15 protein-coding genes are annotated in these 19,369 nt (G+C 45.1%); 11 read left to right on the top strand and 4 right to left on the bottom strand.

Annotation, left to right across the window (positions count from 1 at the left end):
- Positions 1-4: 4 nt before the first annotated feature.
- Positions 5-4,501: an ATP-binding protein gene (locus MKY96_RS00385; RefSeq protein ID WP_340937826.1), complete on the top strand. Its 4,497-nt coding sequence runs from the start codon at positions 5-7 to the stop codon at positions 4,499-4,501.
- Positions 4,502-4,894: 393 nt separating this feature from the next.
- Here MKY96_RS00385 and MKY96_RS00390 read toward each other — a convergent pair whose 3' ends face one another.
- Complete coding sequence (locus MKY96_RS00390) at positions 4,895-5,803, bottom strand: AraC family transcriptional regulator (protein WP_340937828.1); 909 nt, start codon at positions 5,801-5,803, stop codon at positions 4,895-4,897.
- 180 nt (positions 5,804-5,983) lie between these two features.
- Between MKY96_RS00390 and MKY96_RS00395 the strand changes: the two genes are divergently transcribed.
- The 10 genes from MKY96_RS00395 to MKY96_RS00440 all read left to right on the top strand — a co-directional run bounded on the left by MKY96_RS00395 (position 5,984) and on the right by MKY96_RS00440 (position 15,336).
- Complete coding sequence (locus MKY96_RS00395; protein WP_340937829.1) at positions 5,984-6,721, top strand: SDR family oxidoreductase; 738 nt, start codon at positions 5,984-5,986, stop codon at positions 6,719-6,721.
- Positions 6,722-6,801: 80 nt separating this feature from the next.
- Entirely contained in the window at positions 6,802-7,398 is a 597-nt protein-coding gene (locus MKY96_RS00400; RefSeq protein ID WP_445671459.1) for a chloramphenicol phosphotransferase CPT family protein, read from the top strand.
- A gap of 67 nt (positions 7,399-7,465) precedes the next feature.
- A complete protein-coding gene (locus MKY96_RS00405; RefSeq protein ID WP_340937833.1) occupies positions 7,466-7,834 on the top strand; it encodes a VOC family protein in 369 nt (122 codons plus the stop codon).
- 332 nt (positions 7,835-8,166) lie between these two features.
- Positions 8,167-8,499, top strand: a complete 333-nt coding sequence (locus MKY96_RS00410; RefSeq protein ID WP_340937834.1) for a hypothetical protein — start codon at positions 8,167-8,169, stop codon at positions 8,497-8,499.
- Between the two features lie 89 nt (positions 8,500-8,588).
- On the top strand, positions 8,589-9,446 hold the full coding sequence (gene licT / locus MKY96_RS00415) for a BglG family transcription antiterminator LicT (protein ID WP_340937836.1): 858 nt from the start codon (positions 8,589-8,591) through the stop codon (positions 9,444-9,446).
- Between the two features lie 190 nt (positions 9,447-9,636).
- Positions 9,637-11,511, top strand: a complete 1,875-nt coding sequence (locus MKY96_RS00420; RefSeq protein WP_340937837.1) for a beta-glucoside-specific PTS transporter subunit IIABC — start codon at positions 9,637-9,639, stop codon at positions 11,509-11,511.
- Positions 11,512-11,535: 24 nt separating this feature from the next.
- Positions 11,536-12,945, top strand: a complete 1,410-nt coding sequence (locus tag MKY96_RS00425) for a glycoside hydrolase family 1 protein (RefSeq protein WP_340937839.1) — start codon at positions 11,536-11,538, stop codon at positions 12,943-12,945.
- 74 nt (positions 12,946-13,019) lie between these two features.
- Positions 13,020-14,204: a WG repeat-containing protein gene (locus tag MKY96_RS00430; RefSeq protein ID WP_340937840.1), complete on the top strand. Its 1,185-nt coding sequence runs from the start codon at positions 13,020-13,022 to the stop codon at positions 14,202-14,204.
- A gap of 41 nt (positions 14,205-14,245) precedes the next feature.
- Positions 14,246-14,494 carry a hypothetical protein gene (locus MKY96_RS00435; RefSeq protein WP_340937842.1) on the top strand — a complete coding sequence of 83 codons (249 nt, stop codon included), beginning with the start codon at positions 14,246-14,248 and terminating at the stop codon, positions 14,492-14,494.
- Positions 14,495-14,580: 86 nt separating this feature from the next.
- Entirely contained in the window at positions 14,581-15,336 is a 756-nt protein-coding gene (locus tag MKY96_RS00440; protein ID WP_340937843.1) for a class I SAM-dependent methyltransferase, read from the top strand.
- Positions 15,337-15,471: 135 nt separating this feature from the next.
- Here the strand turns inward: MKY96_RS00440 and MKY96_RS00445 are convergent, their stop codons facing one another.
- The 3 genes from MKY96_RS00445 to MKY96_RS00455 all read right to left on the bottom strand — a co-directional run bounded on the left by MKY96_RS00445 (position 15,472) and on the right by MKY96_RS00455 (position 19,201).
- Entirely contained in the window at positions 15,472-17,037 is a 1,566-nt protein-coding gene (locus MKY96_RS00445; RefSeq protein ID WP_340937845.1) for a DUF4179 domain-containing protein, read from the bottom strand.
- A complete protein-coding gene (locus tag MKY96_RS00450) occupies positions 17,018-17,611 on the bottom strand; it encodes an RNA polymerase sigma factor (RefSeq protein WP_340937846.1) in 594 nt (197 codons plus the stop codon). Before MKY96_RS00450 ends, MKY96_RS00445 begins: the two co-directional genes overlap by 20 nt.
- Positions 17,612-17,809: 198 nt before the next feature.
- On the bottom strand, positions 17,810-19,201 hold the full coding sequence (locus tag MKY96_RS00455) for a hypothetical protein (RefSeq protein WP_340937848.1): 1,392 nt from the start codon (positions 19,199-19,201) through the stop codon (positions 17,810-17,812).
- Positions 19,202-19,369 lie beyond the last annotated feature (168 nt).

Here is a 19,369-nt window from a genome sequence, read left to right on the forward strand (position 1 = left end):
TGAAATGCAATTAGGCAATATAATAAAAGTATTTATAGCTTCGCCCGGAGATTGTAATGATGAGCGTAAGGTAATAAGATCGTTAGTTTCAAATGATCCAACCATTAAAACCGTTTGCGAGGCTACAAATTGTCGTGTTGATGTAAAAGGCTGGGAAGATATATATTCTGATGTTGGAAGACCACAATCGATAATAAATAATGAGATAAGGAAGTATAATCCGGACATTATCATCTTCATCTTTTGGTCGAGACTTGGAAGTGATGCTGGTAGTGGATGGACTGGCACTGAAGAAGAGTGGAATTTAGCCCTGAAAATGAATGAGCAAGGGAATGGTAAGCCACGGGTTTCGCTCTTCCTCAACAAGGAAGATATCCCTTTCTTAGAGTATGATCAAAAACAAGTTGATAAATTAAACCATTTCGTTAATAAAGTCTTTAGTGATCATAAAGCTTTAGCGAAGATGTATAATGGTTCTACTGAATTTGAAAATTTGATTCGATCATATATTGTTAATCATTTACTAAACTATGCAGGTGTTTCTATTGGCTATAGTCAGTATAAAAATAAATTACTTTTAAGTTCTGAAGAATTATTAAAATGGCCAAGCTGTTTGAAAAATGGAAACTATATTGTGCGTAATGAAATGATTCAAATAGAGCAAACAATAAAACATAACCTTAATTCTATACAATTGGTCTTGGGACCCAAGGGTACTGGGAAATCAAGTTTATTATCCATGTTTGGTAAAAATCTTATCGATGAAGGTTTGGTGGTACTAGGTATTAAGTCGGATACTTTGCCAACAAATATTGATAGTATTCAGAAGTTATCTTTTGATTATCTGAATTTGGATATTAATTTAATAGAACTTGTAAGAACGATAGCACTAGACCAGAAAGTCATTATTATTATTGATCAGCTCGATGCTCTATCTGAGTTGACAGATCAAAAAACTAACAGACTGAACACTTTACTTAATCTTATTAGAACCTTAAGTGATGTACCGAATGTCCATATTGTGGCTTCTAGTAGAGATTTTGAATATCGACATGATTCAAGACTCTCAAATATTAATGCTGATCCAATCTACTTAGAATTGCCTATCTGGGGAGAAATAGAACCTATTATTCAAGAATTAGGTTTTAATACTGAGATTTTTACAGAGCTAACAAAGGAACTATTGAGAACCCCACTTCATCTTAATCTGTTCATAAATGTAGCTCAACTGGGAGATGTATATGATTCACTTCACGCCTTGTTGCAAGGTTTATGGGATAAGGAAGTTGAGAATAGAGATAGTTGGAAAAAAGTTGAATTATTAGAACAAGTTGCGCATTATATGTCGCAAGAAGAAGTGTTTTGGGTACCATTATCAATGTTCGATGGAAATGGAAGGACTAAGGATGACCTTCTTAGCTCAGAAATATTAGTTATGTCTGAGAATGGAAGGACAATTGGATTTAGACACCAAACATATTTAGATTTTGTGTTAACTAAAACATTTGCGAGAAAAGGTCAAAGACTTTCTAAATATATTCTTAATAATCAAGACACTTTATTTATACGTGGGACAGTTATTAACACTCTGAATTACTTAAGAACTTCTGCGCAAAAAACTTATACTGAAGAATTAATTAGCCTATTTAAAGACAGACCGAGAAAACATTTATGGATACTATTGTTAGAATTCATAGGATCACAAGATGAGCCTTTACCAGTAGAGAAGGATCTTTTGGAACAGGTTATGGTTACTGATGCAGAAGGACCTATTGTCTTAAGAGCTATTTCTAATTCAACTCTCTTTGTGAATTTCTTTTTAGTTCGTAAATCTTTTAGAGATTGGTTAAATAAGGAGCCAGAAAGCGCTAAGTACACTTTGCCTGTACTAAGTAAGGCTGCACAATCGGGGAACATACATTTAACTAATTTAATTGTAACTACTTGGTTAGATAATATTCCAAAATACGGACATCTTCTTTGGATTATTATGTCTGATTTTCAGGTATGGGATCAGAATTCCTTACTAATTGTTGAAAAACTCGCAATAACTACAGATTCATACTATGTAAATTACGTTCTTGAAAGTATTTCGCAGAATGAAAAAAAACAAGCAATAAAATTATACTACAAGGTTCTTAAGAAAAAATTTGGAGATGCTCTAAATTCACTTTCAGCAAGTGAGAAAGAGCATCTTCCTGTGAGTTCAATCTTCTCGAGTTTTAGAAAACCATTTGAAGATTTGCTCACAGAGGGTATTTTTTCTTCATTTGATATTGTATCATTAGCTGATGAAGAACCTGGGCATTTCCTTGAAGAGTTGTGGGATTTATTTATAAGGATATTACATTATGCGGCGTATGAGCATCATGAATGGTTGGAAGAATATCGGCATGATACCCTAGATAAAGATTTGTTTGAGGAAAAAGAATATTATAAACAATCTTTTGGTGAGGGAGTTTTAACCGCAATTAATTCCCTTGCTTCAAATAATCCTAAGAAGTTTATTGAATTTGTTTCTCAGAATGAAAAAGAAGATTTTCAGGCAGTGCATCAGTTTCTGGCAGTTGGATTATTAGAGCTAGAAGATCATTACTCTAATTTCATTTTAGAGTATCTGCTAAAGGATACCCGAAGACTTAATTTGGAGAATAGTAGAAAAGGACATTATTTTAGTAAAAAACTTATCGATAAAATATATCCACATCTAAATATTAGTGATAGACAATTATTGGAGGATTACCTTTGTCGGTACAATAGATATAAGAAAAGTATGCCTGACTGGAACGTCTCTGATAAACGTAATAGAATCTATTGGAATAGGCAACACCGATTATACCTACTCAGGGCATTGCCAACCAACCTTATTTCAGAACCATTAAAGAAAATCATAGGAGAGGAAGAAAGAGCTCTTGGCTTTCCAGAAGAAAATGATGGTATGGTATTTGGAGGCTTTATAGGAGCCAGAATCTCTTTAGAGGAAATGAAGCGCGCGAAGAATGAAGATATCATTCACCTTTTCAATAAAATCACAGATGAAATTGATGAAAGAATGTCAAAAAGATTATCAGAAAAAAACTTCGCACGATCGGGAGGTGCGAGTGAATTAGGAAATGTCTTCAAAGAATTCTCTAAAGAACATAGTGGTCGATCTATTTCTCTTCTTAAACAACTAATTCCTAATTATCATCAGATATATGCTGGTAGTGGGGTGCAGGGACTGTCGGAATCTGGGTTATCTAACGAACAATTATTAGCTCTACTGAATGAGTTAATAGAGAAAGGGTTCGACAATACAGAATTTATATTACGAGCTGTTTCTGGGCTAGATAATAGAGCGGGACGCAATAATGGTTTATCGGATGAGTTTGTCAAGATTTTAGAAAGATGGTTCGAAAGTTTTGACGATTCACAGAACGATAACTATAAAGTCACGAGTAAGGATGATCGTAACGGTTCATTGTTTTTTAATGGAGGAGGGGGCTATGTTTTACCAGGTGGCAGAGGAAATATATTAAGAGCAATTGCAACATGTTATTTAGCAAGAAAAAGACCGGCTATTTCAAAATATTTATCTTTTTTAACTCGGTTATTGCGCAAGAGTAATAATACCTTAGTATTATCAACTGCAATCAGTTTTATTAGATACTGCTTGAAGAATAAACAAGCTGAAAAAGCTATTAATTTGTTTCAACAGATTATAATGATAAATCCAGAAGTTTTTTTATATGAGGAAGCTTTATATTCAATTGCACCAATATTAAGAATTAAAGATCAGAGTTTGATTCAACAAGAATGTTTATATGCCATAAAGAGTTTAGAACATCCCGTAACCAATCAGGCATTCGGAGAGTTACTGCTGGCATACTTTTATTATCATAAAGATGAATGGACAAGGACAGAACTTGAAAGTGTCATCAATGAAAATGATCCTAAAGTATTGCTCGGGTTAACCTATGCTGCATCAGAATTGTGGGGACACTTTAATGAAAAATTGATTCTCATAAAGATATTCTCCCAGTCCTTAAAAATTGATAATGAACCTGCTCATAGAGCAATCGGATCAATTTTTTATGAATTAAATGAGGCTGAAATGGATGGGCAACTTGAGGCTTTAATGATAAAAATCAGTGGCCATTCTTTGGTCTTAGAAAGAGTTGCTGAACCTTTATTAACTTACGTAGTAAAAATAGTAAATGACTATCCGGATCTTGCGTATCTTATTTCGAAGCATTTGCTTGATTCTACAGGGGAGAAAGTTACTAATGTAAGTAACTCGTTAGCTGTAGTTGCTGATGACCTTATAAGTATTTCAATATCATTGCAAAGGAATATTCTTCATAGAAAGAATGGGATAGAATTATTTGAAATACTATTGTCGTTAAATGTAAGAGAAGCCAAAGAGGCTTTGGAAGTGTTAGAACGACTCCCTGTTAAAACTTCGAATTCAACAAGGCCAAGACCTCCTAGGAGAAGGAGGAGGAAGAAGAGCTTCAAATAGGCAATTCGAGTTTTTAGACTTATCTTAAAGGGATTATTATAATACTAAGCGGTTCACAACATTCTTTACACGTTATTTCGTGGTGGTTCACGACTTTCTTTTTTTCGTCTTTATCAAATGCCTTTATAAACCCAATAAAATCAACAAATTAAGTTCACGACATTTATCTCACCTGACAATTTTTTGATTAATGTTGATATGAAAATATTCAACGATTAAGTTAATTCGTCTTGAGCCGTCCTGAGAAATTAGGGCGGCTCATTTTTTTGGATGGGAAGAAACAAATAATAAACCCCACCTCATCGTTAAAACCGTTAGAGTTTCCTACTGCTCATCAAACCGTGACGGAAAGCTGGATGTCGTCATGTGAACAGCTAAGTCTGAAGAAGTTAGCTACTTCGATAACCCAAGAATCTCCTGAACATCCGACACCGGAGGTCTCCCATACTGGCGGGCATATTCGCGGCTGAATTGAGAGGGGCTCTCATAGCCTACGCGGAAGGCGGCATCGGAGGCTTGGAGGGATTCGGTCAGCATGAGGCGGCGGGCTTCCTGCAAGCGGATGACCTTCTGGTATTGGAGCGGGCTCATGGCGGTGACGCGCTTGAAGTGCTTGTGGAAAGCAGAGGTGCTCATATTTACGGACTCAGCAAGCTGTTCAACGACAAGGGATTGATCGTACTGCTTAGTGATCACTTGGATGGCTTGAGCAATTCGGTGCGCATGGCTGCCGATGATGGCGAATTGATGAAGGTGTGAGCCTTGGTCGCTCTGAAGAACGCGATAGAGAATTTCACGGATCACGAGCGGGGACAGAACAGGAATATCCTGCGGCGCGTCGAGTAATTGGATGAGCCGTACAATGGCTTCCAGTAAGTGCCTGGAGGTTTGGGCAACCGTGATGCCAAGCGACGTTTCACCCGGGATAAGGGAGGAGTCATCCATTTCTTTTACAATTTCCAGGATGGTGCCCGGATCGAAGCTTAGCTTGATGCCCAGAAAAGGATGCTCAGGCGTAGCCCGGGTAATTCTCCCGTTAATCGGCAGCTCCACCGAAGTGACCAGGTAAGTGGAAGGATCGTAATGGTAACTTTCGCCAGACAGGGTGGCTGCTTTGGCTCCTTGGGCAACGACGCAGATCGATGGCTTGTAGACAGACTCCAGCGGTTCGGCTGCATCCGTGGCGTGCATCAGCTGCAAGGAAGGAATGTGCGTCTGGCGGGTACCTGCCGATGGAGCATGGCGAAGGATCAGTGCAGCCAATTGCTGCAAAAGCGGTCCGGTCCGCAATATATCGTCCAAGTTAGAAGCCTCCTTTTCCCATACTCATGGGGTTTGCTGTTAATCATAACGAGTTGAAGAGAAATAGGCAAGAAGTGAACAGGTCTGTTATAACTGGATACTCTTCGATTGATTTACAATGAATGCATAAGGCCAACCGATCATCATCCGGCCTAAGCAAACTTAAGGAGAGTGGTCCTAATGAGTCAGAATGGAAAAGTAGCCATCGTCACAGGTGCATCAAGGGGTATCGGAAGACAAATCGCCATCCAGTTGGCCGGGTTAGGAATAAAAGTGGCTGTCAACTATTCATCTAACCGGGGAAAAGCGGAAGAGGTCGTGCAAATCATTAAGGAGTCTGGCGGGGAAGCGATAGCCGTTCAAGGCGACGTAAGCAAAGTCAGTGAGGTCGAAGCACTTTTCTCGGAGACAATCGGGCAATTCGGGCGTGTCGATATTCTGGTGAATAATGCCGGAATTATGGACTGCGTACCTATTGCGGACGTAACGGAGGAGATGTTCGACAGGCAGTTTGCTGTAAATGTAAAAGGGACTTATTTCGCCTGCCAGCAAGCGATGAAGCATATGGAGCGGGGCGGAACGATTATTAACTTCTCGACCTCCGTATCGGGCGCGATGCTGCCGACTTATAGCGTCTACGCCGCAACCAAAGGGGCCGTTGAGCAGCTAACCCGCCAGTTAGCGAAGGAATTCGGAGCGAAGGATATCGTCGTGAATTGCGTAGCACCCGGGCAAGTATCGACGGAGCTATTCCTGAATGGAAAATCTGATGAGCTGGTGGATTCCTTCCGGCGGATGAATGCTTTTGGACGGCTCGGCGAGCCTGAGGATATTGCGAATGTGATCGACTTGCTCGTCAGTGACAAGGCCCGCTGGATTACAGGGCAGACGATTCGTGTGAATGGCGGATTCAACTGATACAACTGATGAGTTCCGTCCTCTATCGCCTATGGTTTATAATGGATGGATGAATAGGAGGGAACGAATTGAATAAAGGTATGTTGCTTGTTCTAAATGGAACTTCAAGCTCCGGGAAGAGCTCCATCTCGGCTGAACTTACGAAACAGAAAGAGATTCCGTTTTATCATGTATCGATTGATGATTTTTTCATGAATTACAATGATTTCATTAATCATAAATTTCCAGACGAGCCTGTACGGGAAATAGACCATCAGGTGGTCTCGCAAATACTGGATGACTCCATAGTCTCCGTGTACTACTCGACGATTAAGCTGTTATCCGAAATGGGATTCAATGTCATCGTGGATACCGTATTCGACAACGATAAGAGATTTAATGAGTTTTGGGATCATTTTGCTGATCGGACTACGCTGTTTATTGGTGTCCTATGCTCCCGGGAAGAGCTCATCCGAAGAGAGCAGGCCAGAGGGGACCGGCAGATTGGACTGGCGGATGCCCAGTTCGACATCGTCTATCGTTTTGATGAATATGACCTTGAAGTGAACACGGAAGAGCTGACTCCGGCAGAATGCGCCGAACAGATCCTTAACTATATTAAGTCCAGTCACGAATACTCGGTATTTCAGAAATTGCGTAAAAGGGATGCGGATCTTAATAAAACGCTACTGACATAACGCTGTCAGGAAGGGTGGGTATAATGAAGACATGTTAACCTACAAACGCAAATATTAGGAGGCTATTATGTCAGTCATTGGACCCGATTTTATCTCCCTTCAGGTCAGCGATCTTGAAGGCTCTGCTGAATTTTATCAACACTATCTTGGACTCGTCCGTTCACAGGCGGGCCCGCCTCATGCGGTGGTTTTTGACACCAAGCCTATTGCATTTGCACTTCGTGACCTCATGCCGGGAGTCGAACTCAGTACGGGGACTCAGCCTGGACTTGGTGTTGCGCTATGGCTCTATGCCCCGGATACGCAAGACATTCACGATAAACTCGCAGCAGCAGGCGTCAAAATTACATCCGCACCCATCGACGGCCCCTTCGGACGTACCTTTACCTTTGCTGATCCAGACGGTTACATGATTACTCTTCATAGTAAAGGCTGATTCCATTAATACCATATTACTGTAAGTAAATCACTCCCCACACGGTAAACAGGTGAACTAATAAATCCTGTTGCTAATTGGGGAGTTTTTGTTTGACCGAATTGTATTTTCTTAGAGAGACCAGATGCGAGAGAGTATCTACAACGATTAACAATGGTCAAATAAACAACGGCCGAGTATTAATTCCCTTACGTGCTGTCTCCGAAAATCTCGGCCAGATACACCATCACGAAAATATGTTGATTTGGATACCGCAACACTCACCAAGGGGTCTAGAGTTCTGATTTCGGGCTTCTCTGATTATCATCCACAGTGAACAGGAGGTGAGGCATTTGAGTCCAGGGGTGAAATGGTCGGCCTTTTTCTTATCGCTGCTGGGTATTGGACTAAGTTTCCTGTTTCTGTTTTTTAACCCATACAGTGATCAGGTGGCATCCATCAGCACACAAGTGATTGTGGTCCTCATGCTCATAGTACCTTCAGCCGTCATGGCTATTTCAATCTGGCGTGGTCTTCGCTTACTTATGGCCATTTCGTTGGTCTGGCTGGCACCCTATTCCTTCTATTTTGCCCTTGCAACTATTCCGAGTATTTGGAACGTATTTTTCCTGATCCTATTGGTTCAATTCGTGGCTACCATTTTAGTACCAATACGTTCCAAATGAACAGAAGCCCCCACCCCTTGTCTTTTCTAACACCACTGTGTTATCTTAGGATATATTTTCAGGGAGATATACAGAAGAGGTGAAGCACCATGATTATCCGGCAGATTTTCAATAACAATGTGATTCGGGCTGAAGATCAGGTTGGACATGAATACGTTGTCATTGGGAACGGATTAGGCTTTAAAAAGAAGGCGGGGCAGCGGGTCGAAGAGGAACGGATTGAGAAGACCTTCATGCTGAAGCCTGAGAAGGTTCCGCGTAAATTGATTGATCTGATCGGGGAGACGTCTGCTGAATATTTCTCGCTGGCCGATGAGATTATTGCTCACGCTAAGGCGGAGATGGGTGACATCTTCAACGACAATATCTATATTACGTTAATTGATCATATTCATTTTGCGATTGCCCGCTACCGGAAGGCGATGAATCTGAAGAACGCGCTGTTCTGGCAGATCAAGAAGTTCTACCCCAAGGAGTTCGCTATCGGGGTGCAGGCGCTAAGCCTGATCCGCAAGCATTTTGACATCGAGATGGATCAGGATGAGGCGAGCTTTATTGCGATGCACTTCGTGAATGCCCGTCAGGATGGGCAGGAGATGCAGCGGACGGTCGAGGTGACCAAGGCGATGAGCGATATCTTCAGCATTTTGACAGAGGAATACCAGGTTAAGCTCAATGAGAATTCGTTCAATTATTCCCGGTTCTTAACCCACCTCCAGTACTTCCTCCAGCGCATGATCAGCGGGGAACAGGAGCGGTCCGCATTAGGCGACAACTTCTTGTACGATCAGATTAAGGTGAAATTTCCGCAGGCTTTTGCGTGTACGGGCAAGATCAACCGCTACCTGGAGGAGACGTACGGAAATGCCATGTCCATTGACGAGAAGGTCTATTTGACGATTCATATTCAGCGCGTTACCTCAAGAGATATGGACCCGTTGGATTAAAAAGGAAGTCAAAAAGGGCTTGCAAACGATTACTTATTCCGCTATATTGGAGTCACAACTTAAATCTAAGGATTGTTACTGCTACAGCAGGCGATACCTAAACGGGATGTGGATCACACTTGTGGTCTCACAACTTTCGTTTAGGTTTTTTTTATGCCAATTTACGGCGGTAAAGCAAAGGAGAGTCAGCATGGATAACAAAAAAATGTCGGAAGACATCATCCGTCTCGTAGGCGGGGAGCAGAATATTAACGATCTAGTCCATTGTGCCACCCGGCTGAGATTCAGCCTCAAGGATAACAAGAAGGCCGAGCGGGAGACGCTGGAGAAGCATCCGGGCGTCATTACCGTGGTGGAGAGCGGGGGGCAATTCCAGGTCGTGGTTGGCAGCAATGTAGCGAATGTATATGCCGAAATTGTCAAGAATACCAGCTTCCTGTCCAGCACCTCCACAGATGCGCAGAATTCCGGCCAGAAAACCTCGGCAGTGTCGAAGGTGTTCGAGGTTATCTCCGGGAGCTTCTCCCCGCTGATTCCTGTAATGGCCGGATCGGGGATGCTGAAGGCGCTGCTGACGGTACTTACGTTGCTGGGCTGGATGTCTGATTCAGGCGATGCCTACAAGATTCTGTCTGCGGCCGGCAATGCCGTCTTCTACTTCCTGCCTATCTTTCTGGGAATTACCCTGGGCATCAAGTTAAAAGCCAACCCTTACGTAGCAGGAGCCATAGGGGCGGCGCTGATGGAACCGAACTTTACGGCGATGTTGGAGGGAGACGGTGCCCGTTCCTTCCTGGGAATTCCGGTAGTGATGGTCAGTTATGCCTCCAGTGTCTTCCCGATCTTCATTGCGATTAGCATCTATGCCTTGCTGGACAAGCTGCTTAAGAAAATCATCCACAAGGACCTGCAGATCTTCATGGTTCCGATGCTCTCGCTGATGATTATGGTTCCACTGTCGGTTATTGCCTTCGGTCCATTCGGTACAAGTGTTGGCGACTGGATCGCTTCCGGTGTGACCTGGCTGATTGGCGTAAGCGGCATTCTGTCGGGGGTTGTACTTGGCGGAGGGATGACCTTCATGGTTGTGTTCGGACTTCACTGGGGCTTCACTCCAATCACGCTGCAAAATATTGCGAACGGCGGTGACCCGATTGAAGCCATGGCTTCAGCAGCGGTGTTTGCCCAGATCGGGGTGGCCTTCGGGATCTTCCTAAGAGCCAAGAAAGACCGGAACCTGCGGAGTATCGCCGCCTCTTCCGGGATTACCGGACTGCTGGCCGGTGTCAGCGAACCGATTGTATACGGCCTGATTCTCCGCTACAAGCGGGTGATTCCAATCGTTATTATTGCCGGGGCGCTGGGCGGAGCGATTAACGGACACTTCGGTGTACTGTATACGGCGTATGTGTTCCATAATATTTTCTCGATTCCGGTGGAGCAGCCGATGTCGATATTCATTGTCTCGATGGTTGTCTCCATGGGGACAGGGCTGCTGCTGACCTGGCTGTTTGGATATGAGGGTAAGGGTAAAATCGAAGCTTCCGCTCCGGCAGCCGTGCTTGAACCCATTCAGCCGGACAAGCCGGCAGCGCCGTCGGTGGACCTGAAGAAGGAGCAGATCTACAGCCCGCTTACCGGCGCTGCCTTCCCGCTCAGTACCGTTCCCGATGAGGCCTTCTCAACCGGAGCCATGGGCAGAGGGATGGCGATTGATCCTGTCATTGGAGAAGCAGTAGCCCCGGTGGACGGGACGGTGACCTCCATTTTCCCGACAGGTCATGCCATTGGCATCACGTCCGCAGCCGGAACAGAGGTGTTAATTCATATCGGAATTAATACCGTTGGCCTGAAAGGAAAGCACTTCACACCAGTGGTCAAGGAAGGCGACCGGGTGAGCCAAGGCGATCTGCTGATCCGCTTCGATCTGGAGCAGATCCGGGCAGCCGGGTATCAGACGATCACGCCGGTGATCGTAACCTTAACGACCAAAGAGGTCGAGATCTTCGAGACAGATCAGCAGCAGATCAAGCAGAACGAAGTGCTTTTGACATTGGTGGATTAATACAAGACTGAGGAGGAATTAGGTATGCTGCACAAACAACTTCACGCTTTTCCAGAGAATTTCTTGTGGGGGGGCTCCACTTCGGCTTATCAGCTGGAGGGTGCCTGGGATGCGGACGGCAAAGGGCCTTCCGTCATTGATCTGGCCAACCATGTGGAAGGGGTAACGGACTTTAAGGTAGCCAGTGACCACTACCATATGTACAAAGAGGATGTCGCCCTGATGGCGGAAATGGGCTTCAAAGCCTACCGCTTCTCCATCGCCTGGAGCCGGATCTACCCGCAAGGAGACGGTGCCGTCAATCCGAAGGGGCTTGAATTCTACAGCAATCTGATCGATGAGCTGATCAAATATGGCATTGAGCCTATCGTCACGATGTACCACTTCGATCTGCCTTACGGGCTGGAAGAGCGGGGAGGCTGGTCCAATCGGGCGACAATCGATGCTTTTGAACAATATGCCAAGACGTTGTATGAGAATTACGGGAACCGCGTGAAGTGGTGGCTGACCATCAACGAACAGAACATGCTGATTCTGCACCCGGGATCAATCGGAACCCTGAATGAGAACATGACCGACCCGCAAAAAGAGCTCTACCAGCAGAATCACCATATGCTCGTTGCGCAGGCAAAGGCTATGGTGCTATGCCACCAGATGCTGCCGGAAGCGAAGATTGGGCCTGCCCCCAACATCGGTGTGATCTATCCGGCCAGCTCCAAGCCAGAGGATATGCTGGCCGCAGATAACTATGCAGCGATCCGCAATTGGCTCTACCTGGATATGGCGGTCTACGGACGCTATAACCATATTGCCTGGAGTTATCTAGTGGAGAAGGGCTATGAGCCGAAGATCGAGGAAGGGGATATGGACATCCTCCGGCAAGGCCACCCGGACTTCATTGCCTTCAATTACTACACTTCGCAGACCGTTGGGGAGAGCAAAAATGACGGCAACGACTTCTCCCACACAGGCGATCAGCACGAAATCGTCGGCGAGCCGGGAGCATACCGGGGGTCGGTGAACCCTAACCTTCAGACCACAGAATTCGGCTGGGAGATCGACCCGGTCGGCTTCAGAACAACGCTCCGCCAGATTTATTCCCGTTACCACCTGCCGCTGATTGTTACGGAGAACGGGTTAGGGGCATTCGACAAACTAGAAGCGGACGGAACCGTAAATGATGCGTACCGGATTGAATTCTTCCGCAAGCATATCGAACAAATTCAGCTCGCGCTTACCGATGGGGTAGAGGTGTTCGGCTTCTGTCCTTGGTCAGCGATCGATCTGGTCAGCACGCATCAGGGCTCCAGTAAACGCTACGGCTTCATCTATGTAGACCGCGAGGAGTTCGACCTGAAGCAGCTGCGCCGCATCCGTAAGATGAGTTTCTACTGGTATCAGAAGCTGATTGCTTCCAGAGGCGAGATTCGCTAATTGTGATCATAAAAGGGTTGTCCCGGTAGCCTTGAGAGGCTGCTTGGGGCAGCCCTCTTTTTTTCTTCCAAATCATGCACAACAAAACCGGTACAATCACCGTCTATACTAAAGAATGGAAAATAGCCTCTGAGGAGAGTGAACCACAGGTGTTTAAAAAGCTGGCTTTAACCCTATTAATGACGACGATGGTGTTCAGTGCAGGCATAGCGGGTCCATCACAGGATAAGGCTCAAGCCGCCAGTGCGGGCACTGTGCAGGCGAAGACGGCCGATCAATTGTATCCGGTTGAAGTGAACGGGAAATACGGCTTCATCAACGGCAAAGGCAGAGTAGTCATCGAAGCGGTGTATGACGGATACGGGTATTCAGGAGTGCCTGGAGGAACGCTGTATGTTGAGGACCATGCGGCTAAAAAGCAATATTATTTCAGTTCAGCAGGCACCAAGCTGTTCGAATATAAGCTGAGAGATGCCGGCATTCTGTATAATGACCGCGCCCTGTATACTGCGCAGATTCAGACCGCTGGTGGAGCTAAGGCGACCCGGTACGGGTATATCGACAGTCAAGGCAAGGTGGCCATACAGCCAATCTACGTCCGGGCATTTAATTTCTCCGAAGGTCTGGCCCGGGTCAATATGGGCAAAGCCTCAGGGTACATTAACACAAAGGGCAAGCTTATCGTTCCGTACCAGTATAGCTCGACGACTGATTTCTCTGATGGCATGGCGGCCGTTACGCTTGCCGTTGGCGGCAAATACGGCTATATCGACACTACCGGCAAGCTTCGCATTACGCCCCGGTATGATTATGCCACACCGTTTTCCGACGGGGCGGCAGCCGTGTATGTGAACGGAAAATACGGCTACATCGACAAAAAAGGCAATTACCTGATCAAACCGCAGTTCAGCATGGCGCAGCCGTTCTCGGAAGGACTGGCGTTCGTCGAGCGCAATGGAGTCACCTTCTATATTAATAAGAAGGGCACCAAAGTCATCCAGGGATTTACGGCCGGAGGGTTGTTTAAGGGCGGTCTGGCTTCGGCCAGCCCGGGGCAGCGGTACGGCTATATTAATACCTCCGGCCGCTTCGTGGTCAAGCCCCAACTCTATTGGGCAGCTGATTTTAACGGTGAATTGGCGGAAATCACCCTGCTGGTTCCGGATACACGCGAGGAAATCAGAGGGTACATGAACCGCAGCGGAACCATCGTCTGGCCGCCGGCTTCCGGGCTTCCGGCCGGAGTGGTGAAACCGTAACTCAATCCATTCGCCAAGAGTAGAGGAGGCAAAAATATTTTATGGGCAACAACCTGTACCGAAAACTAGGGGCGGCTTTTCTGATTGCGGCCGGATTAATCTACACGATCGAACGTGTCGGGACTTTGATCGCTCGAAATTATGAAATTTCTGCGTTATACCAAGCGCAAATGTACGATGCCCAGCCTAAAACTCCTATCGCAGGCTTCTTCGATAATATCTTTGTGCCCATTCTTACGTTAATTGGTGTGATACTATTCGTATACGGTTTTCCGAAGAAAACAAAATAGGTAATGAAATCTGGAAAACTTCTCTATTATTATATGGAATTCATCGGTATCCTTGGATTACGAACTAGATAGGAGAGTGAACAGCGATGAACAATGGTGAAAGGTTTTCGAACCGGGTCGATTCCTATTTGAAGTACCGCCCAAGCTATCCACAAGCGGCTATTGATTATTTGTACAACGATATTGGTCTGCACCCGAACAGTAAAATAGCAGATATCGGTTCAGGCACAGGAAGCCTGTCCAAGCTGCTTCTGGAACGCGGCAGCGAGGTAATCGCGGTCGAGCCCAATCAGGCCATGCGTGAAGCCGCAGAGCAAAGATTATCCAGCCATCCGGGCTTTCAGAGCAGATCAGGGTCTGCGGAAGCTACCGGGTTACCGGATCAGTCGGTTGATTTTATTGTTTGTGCACAGGCCTTTCACTGGTTTGACCAAGCAGCCGCGCAAACGGAGTTCCGCAGAATACTACAGCCTGGCGGGAAAGTCATACTCATATGGAATTCCCGGCTTACACACGGTACTTCATTTCGTAAAGAGTACGATCAACTGCTTCACACCTACGGAACCGACTATGAACAAGTGAATCATAAAAACATTTCTCAGGCGATGCTTGTCTCTTTTTTTAAAGAGAATACGATGCATAAAAGCCAGTTTGAAATGACTCAGGAGTTCGATTTCGAGGGTCTGAGCGGCCGGCTGTTATCCTCCTCCTACAGCCCTGTTCCGGGACATCCGAATTACAATCCGATGATGACAGAGCTGCAGAATATATTTGACAGGCATAATCAGGGCGGTGTGGTTCCATTTGAATATGAGACTGAGATTTTTTGGGGAGAAGTATAGTTAAAAGGTATACACACCGAGGGCGCACTAACACTGGCGCTGAAGGTTGAGAACCGGGTGAATGGATAATCGAGAACGCAGAGTTGTAATCAACAACTCTGCGTTTTTCATTCTCAGAATATATCAATACTAGTTTCAATCCGGGATTGGTTTGCCTGTTGGAAGGTCAAAAGACCATTGAAAATCTGAATAATACCGATCGACAATACTTCTAATTAAAGTTAGTCTCTTTGGTATACTGTTTAAGCCTTTAACGATAAAAATTCCATCTTGTTCTTTCTCTTCGAGACTCGTTCTCCCTCGAAATTCTACTGGATAATTATTGCCTTTATCATCAATGGCTTGCCATTTATCAATATCAGGATTGCCCGTATTTACATAGGCACCCTTAATTTCGAAAACTCCCGCCAATTTTGGTTCTTGATTCTCAATAACTCCAGCCGCTATTGCTGCTTGTTGATCAGGGTCCTGAGTGATTTTAAAGGATTTGAGCCTAACTATATCACCAGAAATATTAAATACGGCATTTTCTTTGCTTAGCTTTGATGGATAAATGACTATGGAACCCTCGCTCTTCTCGGGTATGGAGTATCCATCTAAAACCATCTTTATTTGTTGTGTATCATAAGGCAAATCAATAAAGGTATAAGCCCAATGAACCCCTTTTTCAGTACGCTCTGATGTATCTCCCACCAACATATTAAAAGAACCTAGTCCATTAACTTGTGATATTATTCTTCCTTGTTCATCTTCAAAGTGAAATATCAGTTTCTGCTTCTCTTCCATATCAGCCGGAACTTTATTTCTTGCTTGTTGGCTTAGTGATGTTGTAAGTTCTAATTTAACTCCGCTCGGGGTACGGGTCAGTCTGTCCATCTGAATTGTCAGGCCTTCTGGGGTAACATAGCGCTCATTCAACTCATTTACAGTAGTCAGAGGAGCTGCTATAGTCAAATCCACAGGAAAAGAAAATTTCCAGTTCCCTTTGGTTTCTTTGATCTGATCAATATGGCTTTCTACAATAATTGTTGATGAAGTAAGTTCTCCTTTATAAGTATATTTATAAACATATACACCACCAACATATCCTGCAATCCCACTCCCTAAGCCGACCTCATTTCCTTGCTCATCTTTAACGATAAGTTTCTCTGGATCAAATCCGTCTTTAATCGGTTGTCCAAAACGGTCAGTGATCTTCAACGCTATGGTGAGTCTGACCGCATCTGCTGAAACTTCATTTACCTGAATTCTGTAACCGTGATTACTAACATTTATTCCTGGATCTTGAATCAGCCCTAATTCTCTGGATTGTAGCAGTCCAGGGTCTAACGAGGCGTTAGATGAAAACATGGATCGAACGAATTCTGCTATAGATGGTTTTGCATATATTAAGGATCCCCACAATATAAGAAGCATCGCAGCAGCAACCGTCCATCGTTGTAAGGTTCTATGTGTCCGATGAGGAGAATCTTTAGAAGGGAGATTCATTTGCACTGGCTCTACAACAGGGTCTATTAAAGTTCCTTGTAGTGATTCCATGACTTGATTGGTGAATGAAGATGGTAATACAGCCGGGAATAAGGCATCAGAGAATTCAGATTGTTCTTGCAGGAGCTGATTATAACAAGCCAAACAACCCGGGCAGTTTTCAATATGCTTCTCCAACTCATCCAGGTGCCCCCTAATGAGGTACTCTTCCATCTCCGCAATGCTCCAACATTTCATTTAAGTTCACCCCTTCCTTTATGAGTAATTTATGAAGTCTTTTTTTAGCCCGATGCAATCCGTTTCTGATTTGATTAATACTGTACCCTGTAATTTGCTCCATTTCTTCATAAGTCAGGTCATTTGTATATCTCAGTAGTATCATTAATCTGTATTTGCTTGGAAGCTTGTTGACTAGAACGGAGAGTTCTTTTCTATTCTCCTGATGTATAGCTTCACTTTCCGGATCAGGTAACGAGCTTAAGAGATCGTTAGTGATTTCTAGATGAACCTGGTGCTTTTTTCCTCTGTATCTATTCTGGAAGATATGAATCGAAATTGTATAAATCCATCCTGCAAAACTTCGGTCTGTGCGATGACTTTCCAGCTTCCGATAAGCTGTTATAAAGGCTTCCTGTGTCATATCTTTTGCATCTTCAGAAGAGGCGCCCATTTTTAAAAGCAGGCCATAAATCTTGTTTTTATATTTGTCTACCAGGAAAGTGTAGGATGCCTTATTGCCTCTTAAAACATCGTGGATTATGCTAAGCTCCTGTTCCCTGTCGTTCATTTGTAATCCTCCTTTCCTGCTGTTCTACTTCTAAGATGCAAAAAACCATTCAATATTCTCACTATGTTACACAAAAATATTTTTTTAGAATAACGATGCCTCTCAGAAGGGATTATAAAAAGCCTGCAACCCATAACCAGGATTGCAGGCATTTTGCCGGATTAGATATAGAAGAAACGAACGTGGATGTACTCTCACTCAAAAAGTATACACATAATCCTTAATATCCGCCCAGGCCAGCGTTCCATCCGGCATCCAGCCCAGCAATGTGCCTGCGGATACGAACGTGAAGGTCCGCTCCTGTGTGTCGTACATCTGAATGGCGCCTGTGCCGGATTTGAAGGCTGCGAATCGGTTGTCCGGTGACCACTTCAGCCCAGATAGCAACAGGTCATTATGCGGCTGCCGCTCATGCTCCTTGAGATCCTGCTTCAATTGGTCCGTGATCCGCTGATCCTCCATCACCGAAGATGCCCCGGTTCCGGTGTTGTAACGGATTTGGCCAAGCGGATTATGCTCATCTCTGTCTGCCGGAAGAATCAGATGTGAGTCATCCTCCCAGGCCAGTGAGTACACGAACAAGAAGCCATCACTATGGGAGATGTAGGCGGCGTTCTCCCGCGAATGCAGTATTTCCCCCTGCTGATCCAGTACAGTCAAGTCTGCCCCGGGGCCAATGAACTCGTCATGAGCGGTTAGTACAGCTATTCGCTTGCCGTCAGGCGAGGAGGACATGCCGTAGACCGGCTTGCTGAATACATGAAGCTTCGTACGGGTGAAGTCCTTCAGGTCTACACGATACAGCGTCTTATTGCCCGAGATCATATAAGTGAAATCCCCATAGAAGCGGTCAGAATACATCTCATGGTAACCATAGTCATTGCCGTAGGCATCCTTCTCCTGAGCAAAAACCGGAATCTCCAGCGCCTCGCCTGTCAGGGCGTGCACCAGATGATGCTTCTCCTGCCCGTAGAACAGGTAGGAGGGAGCCACCGATTCCCGGGTCTGGACCGGCTTGATCCAGCCCGTGTTCCAGGCAGGAACTACGCGCCGGGTGCCGGAGGTGATACCCTGGAACAGCAGGCTGCCTTCACCGTTCCCAGCTCTGATCACTACCGTGTTACGGTACGGCTGCTCTGTACTAGCATACTTGCGCCCGTCTGTGGTGACGGCTTCATCCAGATTGAACGTCCCGGACCAGACACTGCCCTCATCGAGATGCAGGCGGATTTGCACAAACCGCGGGGACTCCCATTCCAGTGTATAGCGGAACTTAACCTCCGGGGCACTGGTTTGCAGACTACTTTTCAGCGCTTGCTCCAATGATTGCTGCTCGATATCGCTATTCGATTTTACCTGTATCACTTGTCCGCCTCCGCCGATCATTCGCAATTGCTCAATGTAGAGCAACGGCTCCTCCTCGCTTGAAGGTGTCGAAGGGGAAGAGACGGCTGGTGTAGCCGTGGGTGATCCGATGGTTGGGGAAGCTGTGGATGGAACTGGGGAAGAGCCGTTCACACCGGCCTTGTCTGCCCCCTGACACCCTGAGAGCAGAGCTGCCGCCAGCACAATTGCTGCCATATAGCGCATATAGAAACCTCCTGTAATGTTCTATTGTCCTATTGTTTTCAGAGAATAGATAGATTTTCCATATTGTTATGGACGCGGATGCTGCACAGAAGTTGCAGATGCGGGTTTGACTTCAATGTTCTTCATGGATACCATGGAAGCAAAGATCTGGCTGTTATGCCACAAACA

It is taken from the genome of Paenibacillus sp. FSL R7-0302, assembly GCF_038006885.1.
Lineage (GTDB): Bacteria > Bacillota > Bacilli > Paenibacillales > Paenibacillaceae > Paenibacillus_AQ.

Excerpts from the sequence above, each read along its gene's own strand:
- licT (WP_340937836.1), top strand. The coding sequence starts at position 8,589 with ATGATTATCCGGCAGATTTTCAATAACAATGTGATTCGGGCTGAAGAT.
- MKY96_RS00455 (WP_340937848.1), bottom strand. The coding sequence starts at position 19,201 with ATGCGCTATATGGCAGCAATTGTGCTGGCGGCAGCTCTGCTCTCAGGG.
- MKY96_RS00420 (WP_340937837.1), top strand. The coding sequence starts at position 9,637 with ATGGATAACAAAAAAATGTCGGAAGACATCATCCGTCTCGTAGGCGGG.
- MKY96_RS00435 (WP_340937842.1), top strand. The coding sequence starts at position 14,246 with ATGGGCAACAACCTGTACCGAAAACTAGGGGCGGCTTTTCTGATTGCG.
- MKY96_RS00445 (WP_340937845.1), bottom strand. The coding sequence starts at position 17,037 with ATGGAAGAGTACCTCATTAGGGGGCACCTGGATGAGTTGGAGAAGCAT.
- MKY96_RS00450 (WP_340937846.1), bottom strand. The coding sequence starts at position 17,611 with ATGAACGACAGGGAACAGGAGCTTAGCATAATCCACGATGTTTTAAGA.
- MKY96_RS00430 (WP_340937840.1), top strand. The coding sequence starts at position 13,020 with ATGCACAACAAAACCGGTACAATCACCGTCTATACTAAAGAATGGAAA.
- MKY96_RS00400 (WP_445671459.1), top strand. The coding sequence starts at position 6,802 with ATGTTGCTTGTTCTAAATGGAACTTCAAGCTCCGGGAAGAGCTCCATC.
- MKY96_RS00405 (WP_340937833.1), top strand. The coding sequence starts at position 7,466 with ATGTCAGTCATTGGACCCGATTTTATCTCCCTTCAGGTCAGCGATCTT.
- MKY96_RS00385 (WP_340937826.1), top strand. The coding sequence starts at position 5 with ATGCAATTAGGCAATATAATAAAAGTATTTATAGCTTCGCCCGGAGAT.
- MKY96_RS00425 (WP_340937839.1), top strand. The coding sequence starts at position 11,536 with ATGCTGCACAAACAACTTCACGCTTTTCCAGAGAATTTCTTGTGGGGG.
- MKY96_RS00395 (WP_340937829.1), top strand. The coding sequence starts at position 5,984 with ATGAGTCAGAATGGAAAAGTAGCCATCGTCACAGGTGCATCAAGGGGT.
- MKY96_RS00440 (WP_340937843.1), top strand. The coding sequence starts at position 14,581 with ATGAACAATGGTGAAAGGTTTTCGAACCGGGTCGATTCCTATTTGAAG.